The following is a 16,985-nucleotide window of genomic DNA, read 5'->3' as shown; positions in this document are numbered from 1 at the left end:
CCCGCGCGCCCGCCCCCTCTCTCCGACCCCCACCAGCTCGGCCACTTCGCCCAGTGCGGAAATCGGCTTTTGCTTGAGTTCAGTCAGATTCATATAGGAATGACGTAATCATTTATGGAGGGGGGGAAATTAAGCTTTTGGCTTAATGAGGCCGCGCCGCAGAGAAGGCGACAGGATCGCGTACTTATTCGAAAAGGAGTGCGTCGGCGACGGCTAGCAGGGGGCAATGGAGAAACCAGTGCGGGGCCGAATGTACCACCTGAGTTTCGGAGCGTCTAGCCCTCAATAACGAAAAAGCCCCGCAATATGCGGGGCCTTTTTTCGGACACTTTACAGCGACGCTTAGATGTTGGCGTCGAGGAAAGCAGCCAGTTGCGACTTCGACAGTGCGCCGACCTTGGTCGCTTCAACGTTGCCGTTCTTGAACAGCATCAGAGTCGGGATACCACGCACGCCATGCTTGGCCGGTGTTTCCTGGTTCTCGTCGATGTTCAGTTTGGCAATGGTCAGCTTGCCTTTGTAGGTCTCGGCAATTTCGTCCAGAACAGGAGCGATCATTTTGCAAGGGCCGCACCATTCAGCCCAGTAGTCGACCAATACAGCGCCTTCGGCCTTGAGTACGTCGGCCTCGAAGCTAGCGTCGCTAACGTGTTTGATAAGATCGCTGCTCATGGAAGTCTCCAGGTTGTAAGCAAAAAAACGTGGCCCATCATAGCCGCCCTTCCCGCGTTCAGGAAGCCGCAGATGATTGAGTCTCGCTATGGTGGTCCATGAGTTTGGGTATAGCTCAAGTCATGAGGCGGCGGGAGCGACGAAGGCAATTCCGGTGCGCAACGCGGCATTACGCACATGTTCATGCATGGCCTTCTGCGCCGCGCCGGACGCCCGTCGCGCCAGCGCGCGGAGGATTTTGCGGTGCTCCTGCCAGGTTTCCATGGCCCGTTCGGCCCGGATGAACGGTAGCTTCTGGCTCTCCAGGAAGATCTCGGCGCTCGCAGTGAGGATGCTCAGCATCGCCTGATTGCCGCTGGCCAGCAGGATGCGCCGGTGGAATTCGAAATCCAGCCGCGCCGCTGCCTCGAAGTCGCTTGCCTTCAGTTGGTTGCGCATGGCGGCGACATTGTCTTCCAGGGCGTCGAGCTCATGCGTGCTCAATGTCACGGCGGCCAATCCGGCGGCAAAACCCTCCAGGGCATAACGCAACTGGAAGATGTCCAGCGGCGACGCCTGGGCGGCGAATGGCCAACTCAGCGCGGCATCGGATCGCGGCAAGTCCACCGGCGATTGCACGAACACACCTTTGCCCGGCTGGATGCTGATGACACCCAGCGCACTCAGTGACGACAACGCCTCGCGCAGCGACGCCCGACTCACCCCCAATTGCACGGCCAGGTCCCGTTGCGAGGGCAAGGCATCGCCCGGCCCGAAACCCTGTTCGGTGATCAGTTTGCGGATGGCTTGCAGCGCCACTTCAGGTACGGCGCGAGAGATCGAGTTCATGGTTTTTCAGACGAACCAGGCCAATGAGCGGTTAGTTGTAAAGCTATTCGCGACGTCCGGCAAGTCGTGCCCCATGGGGGTTCGGCGACATCCGGCGATGCGCTATCGGGGTGCGAAACACCCCCTGACTGTTCAGACCAGTAAGACCGAAAAACCCCAATAAAACCGCGGCCTGCACACCCCGAAAACCGATCTTGGCATGGCCCGTGCTCTGTCGATCCGCAGAAATCACTTCTCGCCGATTCGGAGATTTGCCATGACCCAGCGTTACAGCGCCCTCCTCGCAGCCCTGTTTGCCAGCCTCATGCTGAGCCAGGCGCCCGCCCACGCCGACGGTCTGGAGGATGTGGTCAAGCGCGGCGTCCTCAAGGTGGCGGTGCCTCAGGACTTCCCGCCCTTCGGCTCGGTCGGCCCGGACATGAAGCCGCGCGGCCTCGATATCGACACCGCCAAACTGCTGGCCGAGCAACTCAAGGTCAAACTTGAACTGACGCCGGTCAACAGCACCAACCGCATACCGTTCCTGACCACCGGCAAGGTCGACCTGGTGATCTCCAGCCTCGGCAAGAACCCCGAGCGCGAGAAAGTCATCGACTTCTCCCGCGCCTATGCGCCCTTCTACCTCGCCGTGTTCGGTCCGCCAGACGCCAACATCAAAAGCCTGGACGACCTCAAGGGCAAAACCGTCAGCGTCACCCGGGGCGCCATCGAAGACATCGAACTGAGCAAAGTCGCCCCCGAAGGCGTGACCATCAAGCGCTTCGAAGACAACAACTCGACCATCGCCGCGTACCTCGCCGGGCAAGTCGACCTGATTGCCAGCGGCAACGTGGTGATGGTGGCGATCAGTGAGCGCAGTCCAAAACGCGTGCCCGCGCTGAAAGTGAAGCTCAAGGATTCGCCGGTCTACGTTGGCGTGAACAAGAACGAGCCGGCGCTGCTGGGCAAGGTCAACGAAATCCTCGCCACCGCCAAGACCGACGGTGCGCTGGAGAAGAACGCCCAGACCTGGCTCAAAGAGCCGCTGCCGGCCGATCTCTGATCACCGCTGGGGAGACTGCACATGGCTTATCAGTTCGACTTTCTACCGGTGGTGCAAAACACCGACCTGCTGCTGCGCGGTGCGCTGTTCACCCTTGAACTGACGGCCATCGGCGCGGTGCTCGGCGTGGGCGTGGGCATCGTCGGAGCACTGGTGCGGGCGTGGAACATTCGCCCGTTCTCGGCGATGTTCGGGGTCTACGTCGAGTTGATCCGCAACACACCGTTTCTGGTGCAGTTGTTTTTCATCTTCTTCGGCCTGCCGTCCCTCGGCGTGCAGATTTCCGAATGGCAGGCGGCGGTGCTGGCGATGGTGATCAATCTCGGTGCCTATTCGACCGAGATCATCCGCGCCGGCATTCAAGCGATCCCGCGAGGACAGCTGGAAGCCGCCGCCGCGTTGGCGATGACCCGCTTTGAAGCCTTCCGCCACGTGGTGCTACTGCCGGCGTTGAGTAAGGTTTGGCCCGCGTTGAGCAGCCAGATCATCATCGTCATGCTCGGTTCGGCGGTCTGCTCACAGATCGCCACCGAAGAGCTGAGCTTTGCTGCCAACTTCATCCAGTCGCGCAACTTCCGCGCCTTTGAAACCTACGCCCTGACCACGCTGATCTACCTGTGCATGGCGTTGCTGATCCGCCAGCTACTGAACTGGATCGGTCGCCGCTACATTGCCAGGAGCAGCCAATGAGCGATTTCACCTTTTGGGACGTCGTGCGCAACCTGCTCACCGGCCTGCAATGGACCTTGGCGCTGTCGCTGGTGGCGTTTATCGGCGGTGGGCTGATCGGGTTGCTGATCATGGTCATGCGCATTTCGAAAAAATCCCTGCCGCGCAGCTTTGCCCGCACCTACATCGAACTGTTCCAGGGCACGCCGCTGTTGATGCAGCTGTTTCTGGTGTTCTTCGGCGTCGCGTTGGCCGGGGTGGAGATTTCGCCGTGGATGGCCGCGGCGATTGCCCTGACGCTGTTCACCAGCGCTTACCTGGCGGAGATCTGGCGCGGTTGCGTCGAGTCGATCCCCAACGGCCAGTGGGAAGCCTCGTCGAGCCTGGCGCTCAACCCGCTGGAGCAATTGCGCTACGTGATCTTGCCGCAAGCCCTGCGCATCGCCGTGGCGCCAACCGTGGGCTTCTCGGTGCAAGTGGTCAAAGGCACCGCCGTCACCTCGATCATCGGCTTCACCGAACTGACCAAGACCGGCGGCATGCTCGCCAACGCGACCTTCGAACCGTTCATGGTCTACGGGCTGGTGGCCCTCGGTTACTTCCTGCTCTGCTACCCCTTGTCCCTCAGTGCGCGCTACCTGGAAAGGAGACTGCATGCCTCTGCTTAGAATTTCGGCTCTGCATAAATATTACGGCGAGCATCATGTGCTCAAAGGCATCGACCTGAGTGTCGAGGAAGGCCAGGTGGTGGCGATCATCGGCCGCAGCGGCTCGGGCAAATCGACCTTGCTGCGCACGCTGAATGGATTGGAGTCGATCAACGACGGTGTGATCGAAGTCGATGGCGAATACCTCGATGCCGCCCGCGCCGACCTGCGCAGCTTGCGGCAGAAAGTCGGGATGGTGTTCCAGCAGTTCAACCTGTTTCCGCACCTGACCGTGGGCGAGAACGTGATGCTGGCGCCGCAAGTGGTGCAGAAAGTGCCAAAAGCCCGGGCCGCCGAGCTGGCGCGGCAGATGCTCGAGCGAGTCGGGCTGGGGGAGAAATTCGATGCCTTCCCGGATCGATTGTCCGGCGGGCAGCAGCAACGGGTAGCGATTGCCCGCGCGCTGGCGATGTCGCCGAAGGTATTGCTGTGCGATGAGATCACCTCGGCGCTGGACCCGGAGCTGGTCAACGAAGTGCTGAGCGTGGTTCGGCAGCTGGCCAGGGAAGGCATGACGCTGATCATGGTCACCCACGAAATGCGTTTTGCCCGGGAGGTTGGGGACAAGTTGGTGTTCATGCATCAGGGCAAGGTGCATGAGGTGGGGGATCCGAAGGTTTTGTTTGCTGACCCGCAGACGGCAGAGCTGGCGAATTTCATTGGCACGGTTGAAGCGACAGCCTGAAACAACCTCAGTGTCTTTAATGCCCTCATCGCTAGCAGGCTAGCTCCCACAACGGTATGCATTCCAATGTGGGAGCTAGCCTGCTAGCGATTGACCGCGCAGCGGTCACCGACTTATCTGCGCAGGATCAAGGCTTTGAACACTGCGCGTTGGCGTCAGCGTTTGATCGTGGCACGATGTCGAGGTTATCGACCGAGACCCCCTGACCATGCCGCAATCCCAAGCCAAGAATCTGTCTCTGATCGCCGCAATCGACCTGGGCTCCAACAGCTTTCACATGGTCGTGGCCAAGGCCCAGAACGGCGAAATCCGTATTCTCGAACGACTCGGGGAGAAGGTTCAGCTGGCCGCCGGCATCGACGATGAGCGCAAGCTCAGTGAAGAATCCATGCAGCGCGGGCTCGATTGCCTGAAGCGTTTTGCCCAACTGATCAACGGTATGCCGACTGGCGCCGTGCGGATCGTCGGCACCAACGCCCTGCGTGAAGCCCGCAACCGTGGCGAATTCATCCGCCGTGCCGAAGAAATCCTCGGTCACCCGGTAGAAGTCATCTCCGGCCGTGAAGAAGCGCGCCTGATCTACCTTGGCGTCTCCCACACCCTCGCCGACACCCCGGGCAAGCGCCTGGTGGCTGACATCGGCGGCGGCAGTACGGAATTCATCATCGGCCAGCGTTTCGAGCCGCTGCTGCGCGAAAGCCTGCAAATGGGCTGCGTCAGCTACACCCAGCGCTATTTCAAGGACGGCAAGATCACCCCGGCCCGCTACGCCCAGGCGTACACTGCGGCGCGGCTGGAGATCATGAGCATCGAACACGCCCTGCACCGCCTGACCTGGGATGAAGCCATCGGCTCCTCAGGCACCATTCGCGCCATCGGCCTGGCGCTGAAGGCCGGCGGTCACGGTGCAGGCGAAGTCAACGCCTCAGGCCTGGCCTGGCTCAAACGCAAACTGATCAAACTCGGCGACGTCGAAAAGATCGACTTCGAAGGCATCAAGCCCGACCGCCGGGCGATCTTCCCCGCCGGCCTGGCGATTCTCGAAGCCATCTTCGACGCCCTCGAACTGCAACGCATGGACCACTGTGAAGGCGCCCTGCGCGAAGGCGTGCTCTACGACCTGCTGGGCCGTCATCATCACGAAGACGTCCGTGAGCGTACCCTCAGCTCGCTGATGGAGCGTTATCACGTTGATCTGGAACAAGCGGCGCGGGTCGAGCGCAAAGCGCTGCATGCCTTCGATCAGGTGGCCGAGGATTGGGACCTGGATGACGGCATCTGGCGTGAACTGCTCGGCTGGGCCGCCAAGGTCCATGAAGTCGGCCTGGACATCGCGCACTATCAGTATCACAAGCACGGCTCCTACCTGATCGAGCATTCGGACCTGGCCGGGTTCTCCCGCGAAGACCAACTGATGCTCGCGCTGCTGGTGCGCGGTCACCGGCGCAATATTCCCCGGGACCGGTTTGCCGATTTTGGCGACGAAGGCATCAAGCTGATTCGCCTGTGCGTGCTGCTGCGCTTTGCGATCCTGTTCCATCACATCCGCGGCACCCAGGAAATGCCTCAGGTAGTGCTGCACGCCAATGGCGACAGCCTCGATGTGCAGTTCCCGGAAAACTGGCTGGACGAAAACCAGCTGACCCAGGCCGACTTCGCCCTCGAAGCGGAATGGCTGACCCGAGTTGGCTTCGTGCTCAGCGTTCGCTAAATATTTTGATCACCGCCGAACAACGGTAGGCGCTGTAGGAGCTGTAGGAGCTGTCGAGTGAAACGAGGCTGCGATCTTTTGATCTTTATTTTCTGAGCGACTGAAAAGCAAAGTCAAAAGATCGCAGCCTCGTTTCACTCGACAGCTCCTACGGGGAACGTTTTGGCATTAGCGTTCGGTGAAAAGAAAAATGGCGATCCGCAGGGATCGCCATTTTTTGTATCCGTCCTGCGTTAACGAACAGCCAGAATCGGGCTGCCCAAGCGCTCCAGCAGCGTCGCCTGGGCGCTGCGCGGGTTCTGGTTGCCGGTCGGTGTGTTGCGGATGTAACGACCGTCCGACTGCAGGCTCCAGCTGTGGGTGTTATCGGTGAGGTACAGCTCCAGCTCTTTCTTGACCCGCATGATCAGCTTCTTGCCCTCGACCGGGAAGCAAGTCTCGACGCGCTTGTCGAGGTTGCGCTCCATCCAGTCGGCGCTGGACAGGAACATCTGTTCGTCACCGCCGTTGAGGAAGTAGAAGACCCGGGTGTGTTCCAGGAAGCGCCCGATGATCGAGCGCACGTGGATGTTGTGGGACACGCCGGCAATGCCCGGACGCAGGCAGCACATGCCACGCACCACGAGGTCGATACGCACCCCGGACTGACTGGCCTTGTACAGCGCGCGGATGATCTTCGGATCGGTCAGCGAGTTGAATTTGGCGATGATGTGCGCCGGTTTGCCGTCGAGCGCGAACTGCGTCTCGCGGGCAATCATGTCGAGCATGCCCTTCTTCAGGGTGAACGGCGCGTGCAGCAGTTTCTTCATGCGCAAGGTTTTACCCATGCCGATCAACTGGCTGAACAGTTTGCCGACGTCTTCGCACAAGGCATCGTCGGACGTCAGCAGGCTGTAGTCGGTATACAAACGGGCGTTGGCCGCGTGGTAGTTGCCGGTACCCAAGTGGGCGTAACGGACAATCTCGCCGGCCTCGCGGCGCAGGATCAGCATCATCTTGGCGTGGGTCTTGAAGCCGACCACGCCGTAGATCACCACCGCACCCGCCGCTTGCAGGCGGCTGGCCAGTTGCAGGTTGGACTCTTCGTCGAACCGCGCACGCAATTCGATCACCGCGGTGACTTCCTTGCCGTTACGCGCCGCATCGACCAGCGCGTCGACGATTTCCGAGTTGGCACCGGAGCGGTACAGGGTCTGACGAACCGCCAGTACGTGCGGGTCCTTGGCCGCCTGGCGCAGCAAGTCGACCACCGGAGTAAAAGACTCGAACGGGTGCAGCAGCAGAATGTCCTGCTTGCTGATCACGCTGAAAACGTTCTCGCTGTTCTGCAGCAGTTTCGGGATCTGCGGCGTGAACGGCAGGTATTGCAGCTCGCGCTGGCTGTCCAGGCCGGTGATGCTGAACAGGCGGGTCAGGTTGACCGGGCCGTTGACCTGATACAGCTCGGTCTCGTGCAGGTTGAACTGCTTGAGCAAGTAGTCGGACAGGTGTTTCGGGCACGTGTCGGCGACTTCCAGGCGCACCGCGTCACCGTAGCGACGGGAGAACAACTCGCCGCGCAGGGCGCGGGCCAGGTCTTCCACGTCTTCGGTGTCGACGGAAAGGTCGGCGTTTCGAGTCAGGCGGAACTGGTAGCAGCCCTTGACCTTCATGCCCTGGAACAGGTCATCGGCGTGAGCGTGGATCATCGACGACAGGAATACATAGTTGTCGCCAGGGCCGCCGACTTCTTCCGGCACCTTGATGACCCGCGGCAACAGACGCGGTGCCGGGATGATCGCCAGACCGGAGTCGCGACCGAAGGCGTCGATACCTTCGAGTTCGACGATGAAGTTCAGGCTCTTGTTCACCAGCAACGGGAACGGGTGCGTCGGGTCGAGGCCGATCGGGGTGATGATCGGTGCGATCTCGTCACGGAAATAACGGCGGACCCACGTCTTGAGCTTGGTGGTCCAGTGACGCCGGCGGATGAAGCGGACCTGATGCTTTTCCAGTTCCGGCAACAAAATGTCGTTGAGGATCGCGTACTGACGGTCAACGTGGCCGTGCACCAGCTCGCTGATCCGGGCCAGGGCCTGATGCGGTTGCAGGCCATCGGCGCCGGCCTGTTCACGGGCGAAGGTGATCTGCTTCTTGAGGCCCGCCACGCGAATCTCGAAGAACTCGTCCAGGTTGCTGGAGAAGATCAGCAGGAATTTCAGCCGCTCCAGCAACGGGTAGGACTCATCCAGCGCCTGCTCCAGCACGCGGATGTTGAACTGCAGTTGCGAGAGCTCGCGATGGATGTACAGGCTGCTGTCATCCAGGCCGGGAATGGCAATCGCCGGCGCCGCCGCAACAGGCTCGGCGACCACCGCGGGCGGAGCAGGCTCCAGTTCCGGCGGGGTTTCGGTGATTTGCTCGACCACGGGTTGAGCATCTTTTACGGCAACGTCAGTGAGTCCTTCGGTATTCATCGAATGTTCCTGGGAGGGCTATTTTTGCTCTCGTAACAATTGAGCAGCACGAACGGCAAAGTAAGTCAGGATGCCATCAGCGCCTGCGCGTTTAAAAGCGGTCAGGGATTCGAGGATAACCCCTTCGCTCAACCAGCCATTCTGGATTGCCGCCATGTGCATGGCGTATTCACCGCTGACCTGATACACAAAGGTCGGCACTTTAAATTCTTCTTTGACCCGGTAGAGGATGTCCAGATACGGCATGCCTGGCTTGACCATGACCATGTCCGTGCCTTCTGACAAGTCCGCCGCCACTTCGTGCAAGGCTTCGTTGCTGTTGGCCGGGTCCATCTGATAGGAGGCCTTGTTGGCCTTGCCCAGGTTCAGCGCCGAACCGACCGCATCGCGGAACGGGCCGTAATAGGCGCTGGCGTACTTTGCCGAGTAGGCCATGATCCGCACGTTGACGTGATCGGCCAGCTCGAGGGCTTCGCGGATCGCCTGGATGCGACCGTCCATCATGTCCGACGGGGCCACCACCTGAGCGCCGGCTTCGGCATGGGACAGGGCCTGCTTGACCAGTGCGTCGACGGTAATGTCGTTCTGCACGTAGCCTTCTTCGTCGAGGATACCGTCCTGGCCGTGGGTGGTGAACGGGTCGAGGGCGACGTCGGTGATCACACCCAGTTCAGGGAACTGCGCACGCAAGGCGCGGGTGGCGCGCTGGGCAATACCGTTGGGGTTCCAGGCTTCGGCGGCGTCCAGCGACTTCAGCTCCGGCGGCGTCACCGGGAACAGCGCCAACGCTGGAATCCCCAGCTCGACCCATTTGGCCGCTTCTTCGAGCAACAGGTCGATGGTCAGGCGTTCAACACCGGGCATCGAGGCCACCGCTTCACGACGGTTTTCACCGTCCAGCACGAACACCGGCAGGATCAGGTCATCAACGGTCAAAACGTTTTCACGGACCAATCGACGCGAGAAATCATCACGGCGGTTGCGGCGCAGGCGGGTTGCTGGAAACAGACGATTGGCGGGGGTAAAGCTCACGGCAGACTCCTGAGCCCGCGCTGGCGGGCGAGCGTGACAGTTATAAGCGACCATTATGACTAACACATGACAGTTATGTGCACCCCTGCGGCAAGTAGCCGCTTTCCATTGTCCTTGTAGGAAATGTTCACGTCGAGACACATTTGGACACTTTCATGAATGTGCACGAAGGGTTAGGCTGCGCGTTCATTTCGCCAGCACCCAGACAATGCTCCAACAATTTCTGCATGACTTCGGCTACTTTGCCCTTTTCCTCGGCACGTTCTTCGAAGGCGAAACCATTCTGGTGCTCGCAGGCTTCCTCGCGTTCCGTGGATACATGGACATCAACCTGGTGGTGGTCGTGGCGTTTTGCGGCAGTTATGCCGGCGACCAGCTCTGGTACTTCCTGGGACGCAAGCACGGCCGCAAGTTGCTGGCACGCAAACCGCGCTGGCAAATGATGGGTGACCGGGCGCTGGAACACATCCGCAAGCACCCGGACATCTGGGTGCTGAGCTTCCGCTTCGTCTATGGCCTGCGCACGGTGATGCCGGTGGCGATCGGTTTGTCGGGCTATCCGCCGGGCCGGTATCTGCTGCTGAACGGGATTGGCGCGGCGATCTGGGCAAGTGCGCTGGCGGCCGCCGCTTATCACTTCGGGGCAGTGCTGGAAGGCATGCTCGGCAGCGTCAAGAAATACGAGCTGTGGGTGCTCGGCGCCCTGCTGGTGCTGGGTTTTGTGTTGTGGCTGCGTCGGCGCTTCAAGAATGCCCGTCTGGCGAAGAAGATCTACGCCGAGGAGCAGGCCGAGCTGGCCAAAGCCGCCGAGACTAAGACGCCAACCGAGTGAAACGGTTTCTGCAACAGTAGAGAGCGATACCGCTGAGCAGGCTGTAACTGATCAGGCCGACCCAGCCCACCGCGCTGGCCGGCCACAGCCCGACCACCGGCGCCAGCCACACCAGCGGCACATTCGAAGCCAGCCGCAGCAGCTCCAGCTTCAACGCCCACGGGCGATTCTCCAGGGCCACGCCCAGCACAAACAACCCCAGCGCCACTGCACTCCAGCCGAGCACTAATGCGGCGGTCGGCAGGCTCGGCTCCAGGTTCATCAAATAGCTGCCCAGCGCGATGTAGACGCAAAACTGCAGCGCGACATACAGCTGCTGACGCCCATCCAGCGGCACTTCGAATTTACGGAACTGACTCAGGTCCGGCTTGTTCATCGGGTACTTGGCCGCCACGTCCGCCGGCCGCCAACCGGTGCGCATGAACCAGATCCGCAGCTTGTCCCAGGTGCTTTCGGCACGTCGCGCATCGGCCCACAACTGCGCGTAGAACTGCACGTTCGCCCACACCGGGTTCCAGCTCGCCAGCGGCGTGGTGACGCCGAAAATCACCGGCTCGTTATCGTCCTCTTCCTGGAACGAGCCAAATAGACGGTCCCAAATAATGAACACCCCGCCGTAGTTGCGATCCATGTAGAGAGCGTTCTGTGCATGGTGAGCCCGATGATTGGACGGCGTGACGAAGAACCACTCGAACCAGCCGAGCTTGGGAATGTGCCGGGTGTGCACCCAGAACTGGTAGAGCAGGTTCAGCGACGCAACGCTGATGAACACCAGCAGCGGCACACCGAGTACGGCCATCGGCAGGTAGAAAATCCAGCTCAGCAGGAACCCGGTACTGGTCTGGCGCAGGGCCGTGGAGAGGTTGTAGTCCTCACTCTGGTGATGCACCGAATGCGCCGCCCAGAGGATGTTGCGCTCGTGCCCCATGCGATGCAGCCAGTAGTAGCAGAAGTCGTAGAGGACAAAGGCGAATACCCAGACCCAAACACGGTCGGCCGAGAGTTCGAACAGCGCCAGGTGCTTGAGGGCAAACGCATACGTCACAAGACCCACGCCCTTGGTCAACAGGCCGGTGGTGGTGGACAACACGCCGGTGCTGATGCTGTTGATCGCGTCGGCCACGCGATAATTGCTCACCCCGCGCCAACGATCCGCCAGCAGTTCGACGGCGATCAGCACAAAGAAAAACGGCACCGCATACAGAATGAAGTCCATGACACGCCCTGAGTCGGAATCTTGAGCACAGATGCTAGGTGTAGCCGTGAATTAACCCTATGGCAACGAGTGACAAATTAGTGGACATTTAACGCCATGAATCTGGAGAAAAGCCCATGAGCAAAAAAATTGCAGTGATCCTTTCCGGCTGTGGCGTCTACGACGGCGCAGAGATCCACGAAAGCGTGATTACCCTGCTGCGCCTGGACCAACGCGGCGCTCAGGTGCAGTGTTTCGCACCGAATATTGCGCAGCTGCATGTGATCAATCACCTGACCGGCGAAGAAATGCCGGAGTCGCGCAACGTGCTGGTGGAATCGGCGCGGATCGCCCGGGGCAACATCAAGGACATTCGCGAAGCGGACGTCGAAGACTTCGATGCGTTGATCGTGCCCGGTGGTTTCGGCGCGGCCAAGAACCTGTCGAACTTCGCCATCGAAGGCGCTGGCTGCACCGTGCAACCGGAAGTGCTGGCACTGGCTGAAGCGTTTGCCGAAGCTGGCAAGCCCGTCGGGCTGATCTGCATCTCGCCGGCGCTGGCAGCGAAGATCTATGGGCCGGGCGTGACCTGCACCATAGGCAACGACGCCGACACGGCTGCGGCCATGAACAAAATGGGCGCCACTCACACCGATTGCGCGGTGAGTGAGATCGTCGAAGACAAGGCGCGCAAACTGGTGAGCACCCCGGCTTACATGCTGGCGCAATCGATCAGCGAAGCGGCGTCGGGCATCAACAAACTGGTCGACCGCGTGCTCGAACTGACCCACGAAAACGACGTGTAACACGGCTTACTGTAGGAGCGAGCTCGCTCGCGATGGTCGTTAACGATAACGCTGGAAACCTGACACCCCGAGGTGGTCTCGGGTTTTTTGCGAGCGAGCTCGCTCCTACAGGGTTTGGAGATCAGGGTTTGCGCGATAGCCGGGTGAGAATCCGGTCCAGCGCATTGGCAAACGCTTGTTTCTCGCGTTCGCCAAACGGCGCCGGGCCGCCGCTCATCTGACCCTGTTCACGCAAATCGGTGAACAGGTTACGCACGGCCAGCCTGTCCCCCATGTTCTGCGCATCGAACTCCTTGCCCCGAGGGTCCAGCGCTGAAACGCCCTTCTTCACCAGTCGATCGGCCAGCGGTACGTCGCTGCAGATCACCAGTTCACCGGGCACGGCGTGTTCCACCAGGTAGTCGTCCGCCGCATCCGGGCCACTGGGCCCCACGATCAACTTCACCAGCGCCAGCCCCGGTTTGATTTGCGGCTGCCCGGCCACCAGCACCACTTCGAACTGACGCTTGAGGGCGAACTTCACCACCAGATCCTTGGCCGCCCGCGGGCAGGCGTCGGCATCGATCCAGACACGCATTGTGTTTTCCTCGGTTCAAAAAGCTTCGCGGGCAAGTCGAATCGTCGCACCGCTCGCTCCTACAGGTTATACGTAAACCCTGTAGGAGCGAGCGGTGCGACGATTCGACTTGCCCGCGAATGTGAGCGCAGCGAATGCTGTTAGGAAACCTGCACCCGGCGCTTCTCCGCCATGCGACTGCGGCTATACAGCACGATGATCGCTATGATCGCCACGGCCTGAGCACTCAGCGAATACGCATCCGCGTGGATCCCCAGCCAGTCGAAGTCAAAGAACTGCACCGGCCGGGTGCCGAAGATCCCGGCTTCCTGCAACGCCTTCACCCCGTGCCCGGCGAACACCACCGACAACGCGCACAGCAAACCGGCGTTGATGCTGAAGAACAACGACAGCGGCAGTTTCGCCGAGCCGCGCAAGATCACCCAGGCCAGACCAACCAGCAACACCAACGCCGTCGCCCCGCCGGCCAGCACCGCGTTATGACCCGCAGGGCCCGCCTGCAACCACAGGGTTTCGTAGAACAGGATCACTTCGAACAGTTCGCGATACACCGAGAAGAACGCCAGGGTCGCAAAGCCTAATCGACCACCGCCACCCACCAGGCTGCTCTTGATGTAATCCTGCCAGGCCGCGGCGTGACGGCGGTCGTGCATCCACACGCCGAGCCAGAGCACCATCACCGCCGCAAACAACGCTGTGGCACCTTCGAGCAACTCGCGTTGCGAACCGCTGACATCGATCACATACGCCGCCAGCGCCCAGGTCCCCAGACCGGCCAACAGCGCCAGGCCCCAACCGACGTTGACGCTGCGTACCGCCGATTGCTGGCCGGTGTTGCGCAGGAACGCAAGGATCGCCGCCAGTACCAGAATCGCTTCCAGGCCTTCGCGCAGCAGAATCAGCAGGCCGGAGATGTAACTCAGCGACCAGCTCAAGCCATCGCTGCCCAACAAACCGGCAGACGCTTTCAACTTGGCCTTGGCCGCGTCCAGACGTTCCTGGACTTGAGCCACCGGCAAACCGTCCTGCAACGACTGACGGTAAGCCATCAGGGATTTTTCAGTGTCTTTGCGCACGTTGGCGTCGACGTTGTCCAGGGAGCTTTCGACCAGTTCGAAACCTTCCAGGTACGCCGCCACCGACAGGTCGTAGGCCTGGTCGTGGTCGCCGGCACGGTAGGCCGCGACGCTCTTGTCCAGCGTGGCGGCGGTATAGTCGAGCAATTGCGCCGGGCCACGCTTGACCTGCGGCGGTTGCGCACGCTGGGTACGGAACGTCGCCGCCGCTTGCGGGCCGTCGGTGGCCTGCACTTCGGCCGGCGTCTGACGGGCGAGGTCTGCGATGTTGTAGGCCTTTTCGGACGGTGCGGCAGCCGGGTCGGCGCTGAAGCTGGCGATATAAGTCGCCAGGTCCCAGCGTTGGCGGTCGTCGAGTTGATCGGCGAAGGCCGGCATGTCGGTGCCTTCGACGCCGAGGCCCAAGGTGCTGTAGATCGCGTAGAGGCTGAGGTGGTCCAGACGCGCCGTGTCACGCAGATTGGCCGGTGGCGGCGTCAGGCCGACACCTGCCGGGCCATCGCCGGCCCCCGCATCGCCGTGGCAAACCGAACAGTGCTGGGCATACAACGGCGCGCCACGCGTCGGGTCCGGGGTAATGATCGGTGCCTGACTGACTTCATAGGCGACGGCCAGCTTCGCGCCGAGTTGACGGGCCTGACGGGCGACGTCAGCGCCGTCCTGACGTGCGCTGATCGCGTTGCGCAGCGCAGTGACGCCCTGCTCCAGCCCGGGCTTTTCCGGTTTGGCCGGCAGGGCAGCGATCAAGCCTTGCAGCACCTTGATGAATTCCAGCTGCTCGCGGTATTCCGTCTCGTTGATAACCGTGCCCGCTTGCACCGACTCCGGATAGTCAGCGCCAATGTAATCGAGCAAATGCAGCGCTTGCGGCGCGCCTTCCACGGTGTCGGCCAGCAGGTTGAAACTGCACAAGGCAAACAGCGGGAACACCAGCCAGGCCAGTAAACGGGACGGGGCAGTCATGAATGAATCTCAATTGGAAATACGAAGTAACACATTGTTCACTTCCAATGACTTTCACTCAAGCTTTGTTGGAGTTTCCTGCGTAACGGCGTGTACAGTTAGCAGCCATTTGCCACTATCCACTGCCTCCATCCACGGAAGAATCATTGCTCATGCATGCACGCGTCCGATTTTTACTGCTGGCAAACCTTGTCCTGCAACTGACCGGTTGCGCCGCCTACCGCGACTACGACCTTGAACTGCAGCAAACCACCGATCAGTTGAAATCGGGCAATCCTGCTGGCGCGCTTTCCTTGATCGAACTGCACAATCCTGGAGAAGAAAAGGACCTGCTTTATTACTTCGAAAAGGGCGCAGTGCTGAGCGCCGAAGGGGCGCTGCCGCAAAGTCAGGTGGCTTGGCGCAGTGCCGAACAACGGATAATTGAACGCCAGGACACCCTCGAGACCACCGGCGACCAATTGCTGGCTGCGATGGGCAATCACTGGGGCAGCATCATCAACGACAAATTGCGTCGCTATGACGGGTACGACTACGAAAAAGTCATGCTGACCACGCAGATGGCCTTGAACCAATTGGCGCTCAATGACTTCGATGGCGCACGGGCCGACATCAAAAAAACCCACGAACGTGAAGCGCTCATTGCCCGTCAACGGGAAAAGGAATATGAGCGCCTCGAAGAACAAGCCAAGGCGCAGGGTGCTCGGGTTCATTACAAGGATCTTCAGGGCTACCCGGTGACCACCCTTGATGCACCTGCCGTCATCGCGCTGAAAAACGGCTATCAAAGTGCGTTCAGCCACTACCTGGCCGGGTTTACTTATGAAGCGCTGGGTGAGCGGGATCTCGCCGCCCCCGGTTATCGCCAGGCCATCGAGTTGCGGCCCGACATGCCCTTCTTCGAACAGGCGTTGCGCGACCTCGACAAACCCAGGGCCAAGGCTGATGAAAGCGACGTGCTGATCATCGTGCAAAGTGGTCTGGCGCCGGCACGCAGCTCAGTCCGCGTGCCTTATCCGGTGCGTCTGGAGGATAACCAAGTGATTGTCGCCAACGTGTCGTTTCCGGTGATGGTTCCCGACACCTCGACGCCGGCCTTCACGCAGGTGAATATTGATGGTCGCAAACAGCCACTGATTGCCGTCAACAGCATCACCGATATGTCGCTGCGCACGTTGCGGGACGACATGCCGGGCATCATTCAACGCACGGCCTATCGCGCCTTCCTGGCGGCTTCCGTCCAGGGCACAGACAACCGACGCGATCCGAGCAAAGCCTCGTACGTGACCCAGCACGATGGTTTTGAGCATGCGGACACCCGCACCTGGCGCACGTTGCCCAACATCACCCTGGTGACGCGCCTGCGCCTGAAAAAAGGCCAACACCTGATTAGTCTGCCCAATACGCCGGGCGCCGAGCCGCTGAAATTCCGCGTCGACCAGAACCATCAAGTCATCGGTCTACGGGCCCTAGGTCAGCAGATTTTCCACAATGGAGTGGCCTTCGAGCCCTCCAACGCGCCTGAAAGCCGCGTGGTTTCCGGCTTGAAATAAGTAATGGCACCACTTCTTAAAAGAGGGATCAAAAAGCCACTACTTAGCCAGCATTCTTGCTTATAATGCCGCGCCCTCGCTTGTGTGATGCGGCATTTGAAGCTCCTCTAGTAGTGAGGAATTGGCAGGAGGCCAGCTTTCCGCCAGTAGGTCCTATCAGCCCGACCAGCATTTGCGGCTG

15 protein-coding genes and 1 pseudogene are annotated in these 16,985 nt (G+C 60.6%); 8 read left to right on the top strand and 8 right to left on the bottom strand.

What is annotated here, in order from left to right; genetic code table 11:
• The 3 genes and pseudogenes from ACIPL2_RS11110 to ACIPL2_RS11100 form a co-directional block, all read right to left on the bottom strand.
• A pseudogene (locus ACIPL2_RS11110) lies at positions 1-93 on the bottom strand (hypothetical protein); the annotation flags it as partial.
• A gap of 249 nt (positions 94-342) precedes the next feature.
• Positions 343-672 carry a thioredoxin TrxA gene (gene trxA / locus ACIPL2_RS11105; RefSeq protein WP_003177349.1) on the bottom strand — a complete coding sequence of 110 codons (330 nt, stop codon included), beginning with the start codon at positions 670-672 and terminating at the stop codon, positions 343-345.
• A 120-nt stretch (positions 673-792) separates the two neighbouring features.
• Positions 793-1,500, bottom strand: coding sequence for a FadR/GntR family transcriptional regulator (locus ACIPL2_RS11100; protein WP_401356008.1), 708 nt, complete (start codon positions 1,498-1,500; stop codon positions 793-795).
• Between the two features lie 256 nt (positions 1,501-1,756).
• Between ACIPL2_RS11100 and ACIPL2_RS11095 the strand changes: the two genes are divergently transcribed.
• From ACIPL2_RS11095 to ppx, 5 genes are all read left to right on the top strand, one after another.
• A complete protein-coding gene (locus ACIPL2_RS11095) occupies positions 1,757-2,542 on the top strand; it encodes a transporter substrate-binding domain-containing protein (RefSeq protein WP_401356006.1) in 786 nt (261 codons plus the stop codon).
• Positions 2,543-2,563: 21 nt separating this feature from the next.
• Complete coding sequence (locus ACIPL2_RS11090; protein WP_401356004.1) at positions 2,564-3,232, top strand: amino acid ABC transporter permease; 669 nt, start codon at positions 2,564-2,566, stop codon at positions 3,230-3,232.
• Positions 3,229-3,879: an amino acid ABC transporter permease gene (locus tag ACIPL2_RS11085; RefSeq protein ID WP_033060645.1), complete on the top strand. Its 651-nt coding sequence runs from the start codon at positions 3,229-3,231 to the stop codon at positions 3,877-3,879. Before ACIPL2_RS11090 ends, ACIPL2_RS11085 begins: the two co-directional genes overlap by 4 nt.
• Positions 3,866-4,603 carry an amino acid ABC transporter ATP-binding protein gene (locus ACIPL2_RS11080; RefSeq protein ID WP_401356001.1) on the top strand — a complete coding sequence of 246 codons (738 nt, stop codon included), beginning with the start codon at positions 3,866-3,868 and terminating at the stop codon, positions 4,601-4,603. Before ACIPL2_RS11085 ends, ACIPL2_RS11080 begins: the two co-directional genes overlap by 14 nt.
• 208 nt (positions 4,604-4,811) lie before the next feature.
• Entirely contained in the window at positions 4,812-6,314 is a 1,503-nt protein-coding gene (gene ppx, locus ACIPL2_RS11075; RefSeq protein ID WP_401355998.1) for an exopolyphosphatase, read from the top strand.
• A 233-nt stretch (positions 6,315-6,547) separates the two neighbouring features.
• On the opposite strand, the gene ppk1 is transcribed toward ppx, so the two are convergent.
• Both ppk1 and hemB read right to left on the bottom strand, forming a co-directional pair.
• Positions 6,548-8,770, bottom strand: a complete 2,223-nt coding sequence (ppk1, locus tag ACIPL2_RS11070; protein ID WP_401355995.1) for a polyphosphate kinase 1 — start codon at positions 8,768-8,770, stop codon at positions 6,548-6,550.
• Between the two features lie 18 nt (positions 8,771-8,788).
• Positions 8,789-9,802, bottom strand: a complete 1,014-nt coding sequence (gene hemB / locus ACIPL2_RS11065; RefSeq protein WP_401355993.1) for a porphobilinogen synthase — start codon at positions 9,800-9,802, stop codon at positions 8,789-8,791.
• A gap of 208 nt (positions 9,803-10,010) precedes the next feature.
• Here hemB and ACIPL2_RS11060 point away from each other — a divergent pair, with 208 nt between their 5' ends.
• Positions 10,011-10,634 carry a DedA family protein gene (locus ACIPL2_RS11060; protein WP_401355991.1) on the top strand — a complete coding sequence of 208 codons (624 nt, stop codon included), beginning with the start codon at positions 10,011-10,013 and terminating at the stop codon, positions 10,632-10,634.
• Here ACIPL2_RS11060 and ACIPL2_RS11055 read toward each other — a convergent pair.
• On the bottom strand, positions 10,615-11,850 hold the full coding sequence (locus tag ACIPL2_RS11055; protein WP_401355989.1) for a sterol desaturase family protein: 1,236 nt from the start codon (positions 11,848-11,850) through the stop codon (positions 10,615-10,617). The genes ACIPL2_RS11060 and ACIPL2_RS11055 overlap by 20 nt on opposite strands.
• 116 nt (positions 11,851-11,966) lie before the next feature.
• Here ACIPL2_RS11055 and elbB point away from each other — a divergent pair, with 116 nt between their 5' ends.
• Positions 11,967-12,635, top strand: coding sequence for an isoprenoid biosynthesis glyoxalase ElbB (elbB, locus tag ACIPL2_RS11050; RefSeq protein WP_401355987.1), 669 nt, complete (start codon positions 11,967-11,969; stop codon positions 12,633-12,635).
• A 121-nt stretch (positions 12,636-12,756) separates the two neighbouring features.
• On the opposite strand, the gene ACIPL2_RS11045 is transcribed toward elbB, so the two are convergent.
• Positions 12,757-13,212 (bottom strand): YaiI/YqxD family protein, encoded by a 456-nt coding sequence (locus ACIPL2_RS11045; RefSeq protein WP_401355984.1) that lies wholly within the window; start codon positions 13,210-13,212, stop codon positions 12,757-12,759.
• Between the two features lie 140 nt (positions 13,213-13,352).
• Positions 13,353-15,251: an FTR1 family protein gene (locus ACIPL2_RS11040; protein WP_401355982.1), complete on the bottom strand. Its 1,899-nt coding sequence runs from the start codon at positions 15,249-15,251 to the stop codon at positions 13,353-13,355.
• Between the two features lie 152 nt (positions 15,252-15,403).
• Here ACIPL2_RS11040 and ACIPL2_RS11035 point away from each other — a divergent pair, with 152 nt between their 5' ends.
• The gene (locus ACIPL2_RS11035) at positions 15,404-16,804 is read left to right on the top strand and encodes a COG3014 family protein (protein ID WP_401355979.1); all 1,401 of its coding nucleotides are present in this window, start codon (positions 15,404-15,406) and stop codon (positions 16,802-16,804) included.
• The last annotated feature ends 181 nt before the right edge of the window (positions 16,805-16,985 follow it).

The organism is Pseudomonas sp. NPDC086251 (assembly GCF_044746405.1).
Classification (GTDB): Bacteria; Pseudomonadota; Gammaproteobacteria; order Pseudomonadales; family Pseudomonadaceae; genus Aquipseudomonas.
The sequence above is the reverse complement of the archived record's forward strand: the minus strand, read 5'-3'. Positions and strand labels throughout refer to the sequence as shown.

Excerpts from the sequence above, each read along its gene's own strand:
- ACIPL2_RS11080 (WP_401356001.1), top strand. The coding sequence starts at position 3,866 with ATGCCTCTGCTTAGAATTTCGGCTCTGCATAAATATTACGGCGAGCAT.
- elbB (WP_401355987.1), top strand. The coding sequence starts at position 11,967 with ATGAGCAAAAAAATTGCAGTGATCCTTTCCGGCTGTGGCGTCTACGAC.
- ACIPL2_RS11040 (WP_401355982.1), bottom strand. The coding sequence starts at position 15,251 with ATGACTGCCCCGTCCCGTTTACTGGCCTGGCTGGTGTTCCCGCTGTTT.
- ACIPL2_RS11095 (WP_401356006.1), top strand. The coding sequence starts at position 1,757 with ATGACCCAGCGTTACAGCGCCCTCCTCGCAGCCCTGTTTGCCAGCCTC.
- ACIPL2_RS11085 (WP_033060645.1), top strand. The coding sequence starts at position 3,229 with ATGAGCGATTTCACCTTTTGGGACGTCGTGCGCAACCTGCTCACCGGC.
- ACIPL2_RS11035 (WP_401355979.1), top strand. The coding sequence starts at position 15,404 with ATGCATGCACGCGTCCGATTTTTACTGCTGGCAAACCTTGTCCTGCAA.
- ACIPL2_RS11100 (WP_401356008.1), bottom strand. The coding sequence starts at position 1,500 with ATGAACTCGATCTCTCGCGCCGTACCTGAAGTGGCGCTGCAAGCCATC.
- ppk1 (WP_401355995.1), bottom strand. The coding sequence starts at position 8,770 with ATGAATACCGAAGGACTCACTGACGTTGCCGTAAAAGATGCTCAACCC.
- ACIPL2_RS11090 (WP_401356004.1), top strand. The coding sequence starts at position 2,564 with ATGGCTTATCAGTTCGACTTTCTACCGGTGGTGCAAAACACCGACCTG.
- ACIPL2_RS11045 (WP_401355984.1), bottom strand. The coding sequence starts at position 13,212 with ATGCGTGTCTGGATCGATGCCGACGCCTGCCCGCGGGCGGCCAAGGAT.
- ACIPL2_RS11060 (WP_401355991.1), top strand. The coding sequence starts at position 10,011 with ATGCTCCAACAATTTCTGCATGACTTCGGCTACTTTGCCCTTTTCCTC.
- ACIPL2_RS11055 (WP_401355989.1), bottom strand. The coding sequence starts at position 11,850 with ATGGACTTCATTCTGTATGCGGTGCCGTTTTTCTTTGTGCTGATCGCC.
- ppx (WP_401355998.1), top strand. The coding sequence starts at position 4,812 with ATGCCGCAATCCCAAGCCAAGAATCTGTCTCTGATCGCCGCAATCGAC.
- trxA (WP_003177349.1), bottom strand. The coding sequence starts at position 672 with ATGAGCAGCGATCTTATCAAACACGTTAGCGACGCTAGCTTCGAGGCC.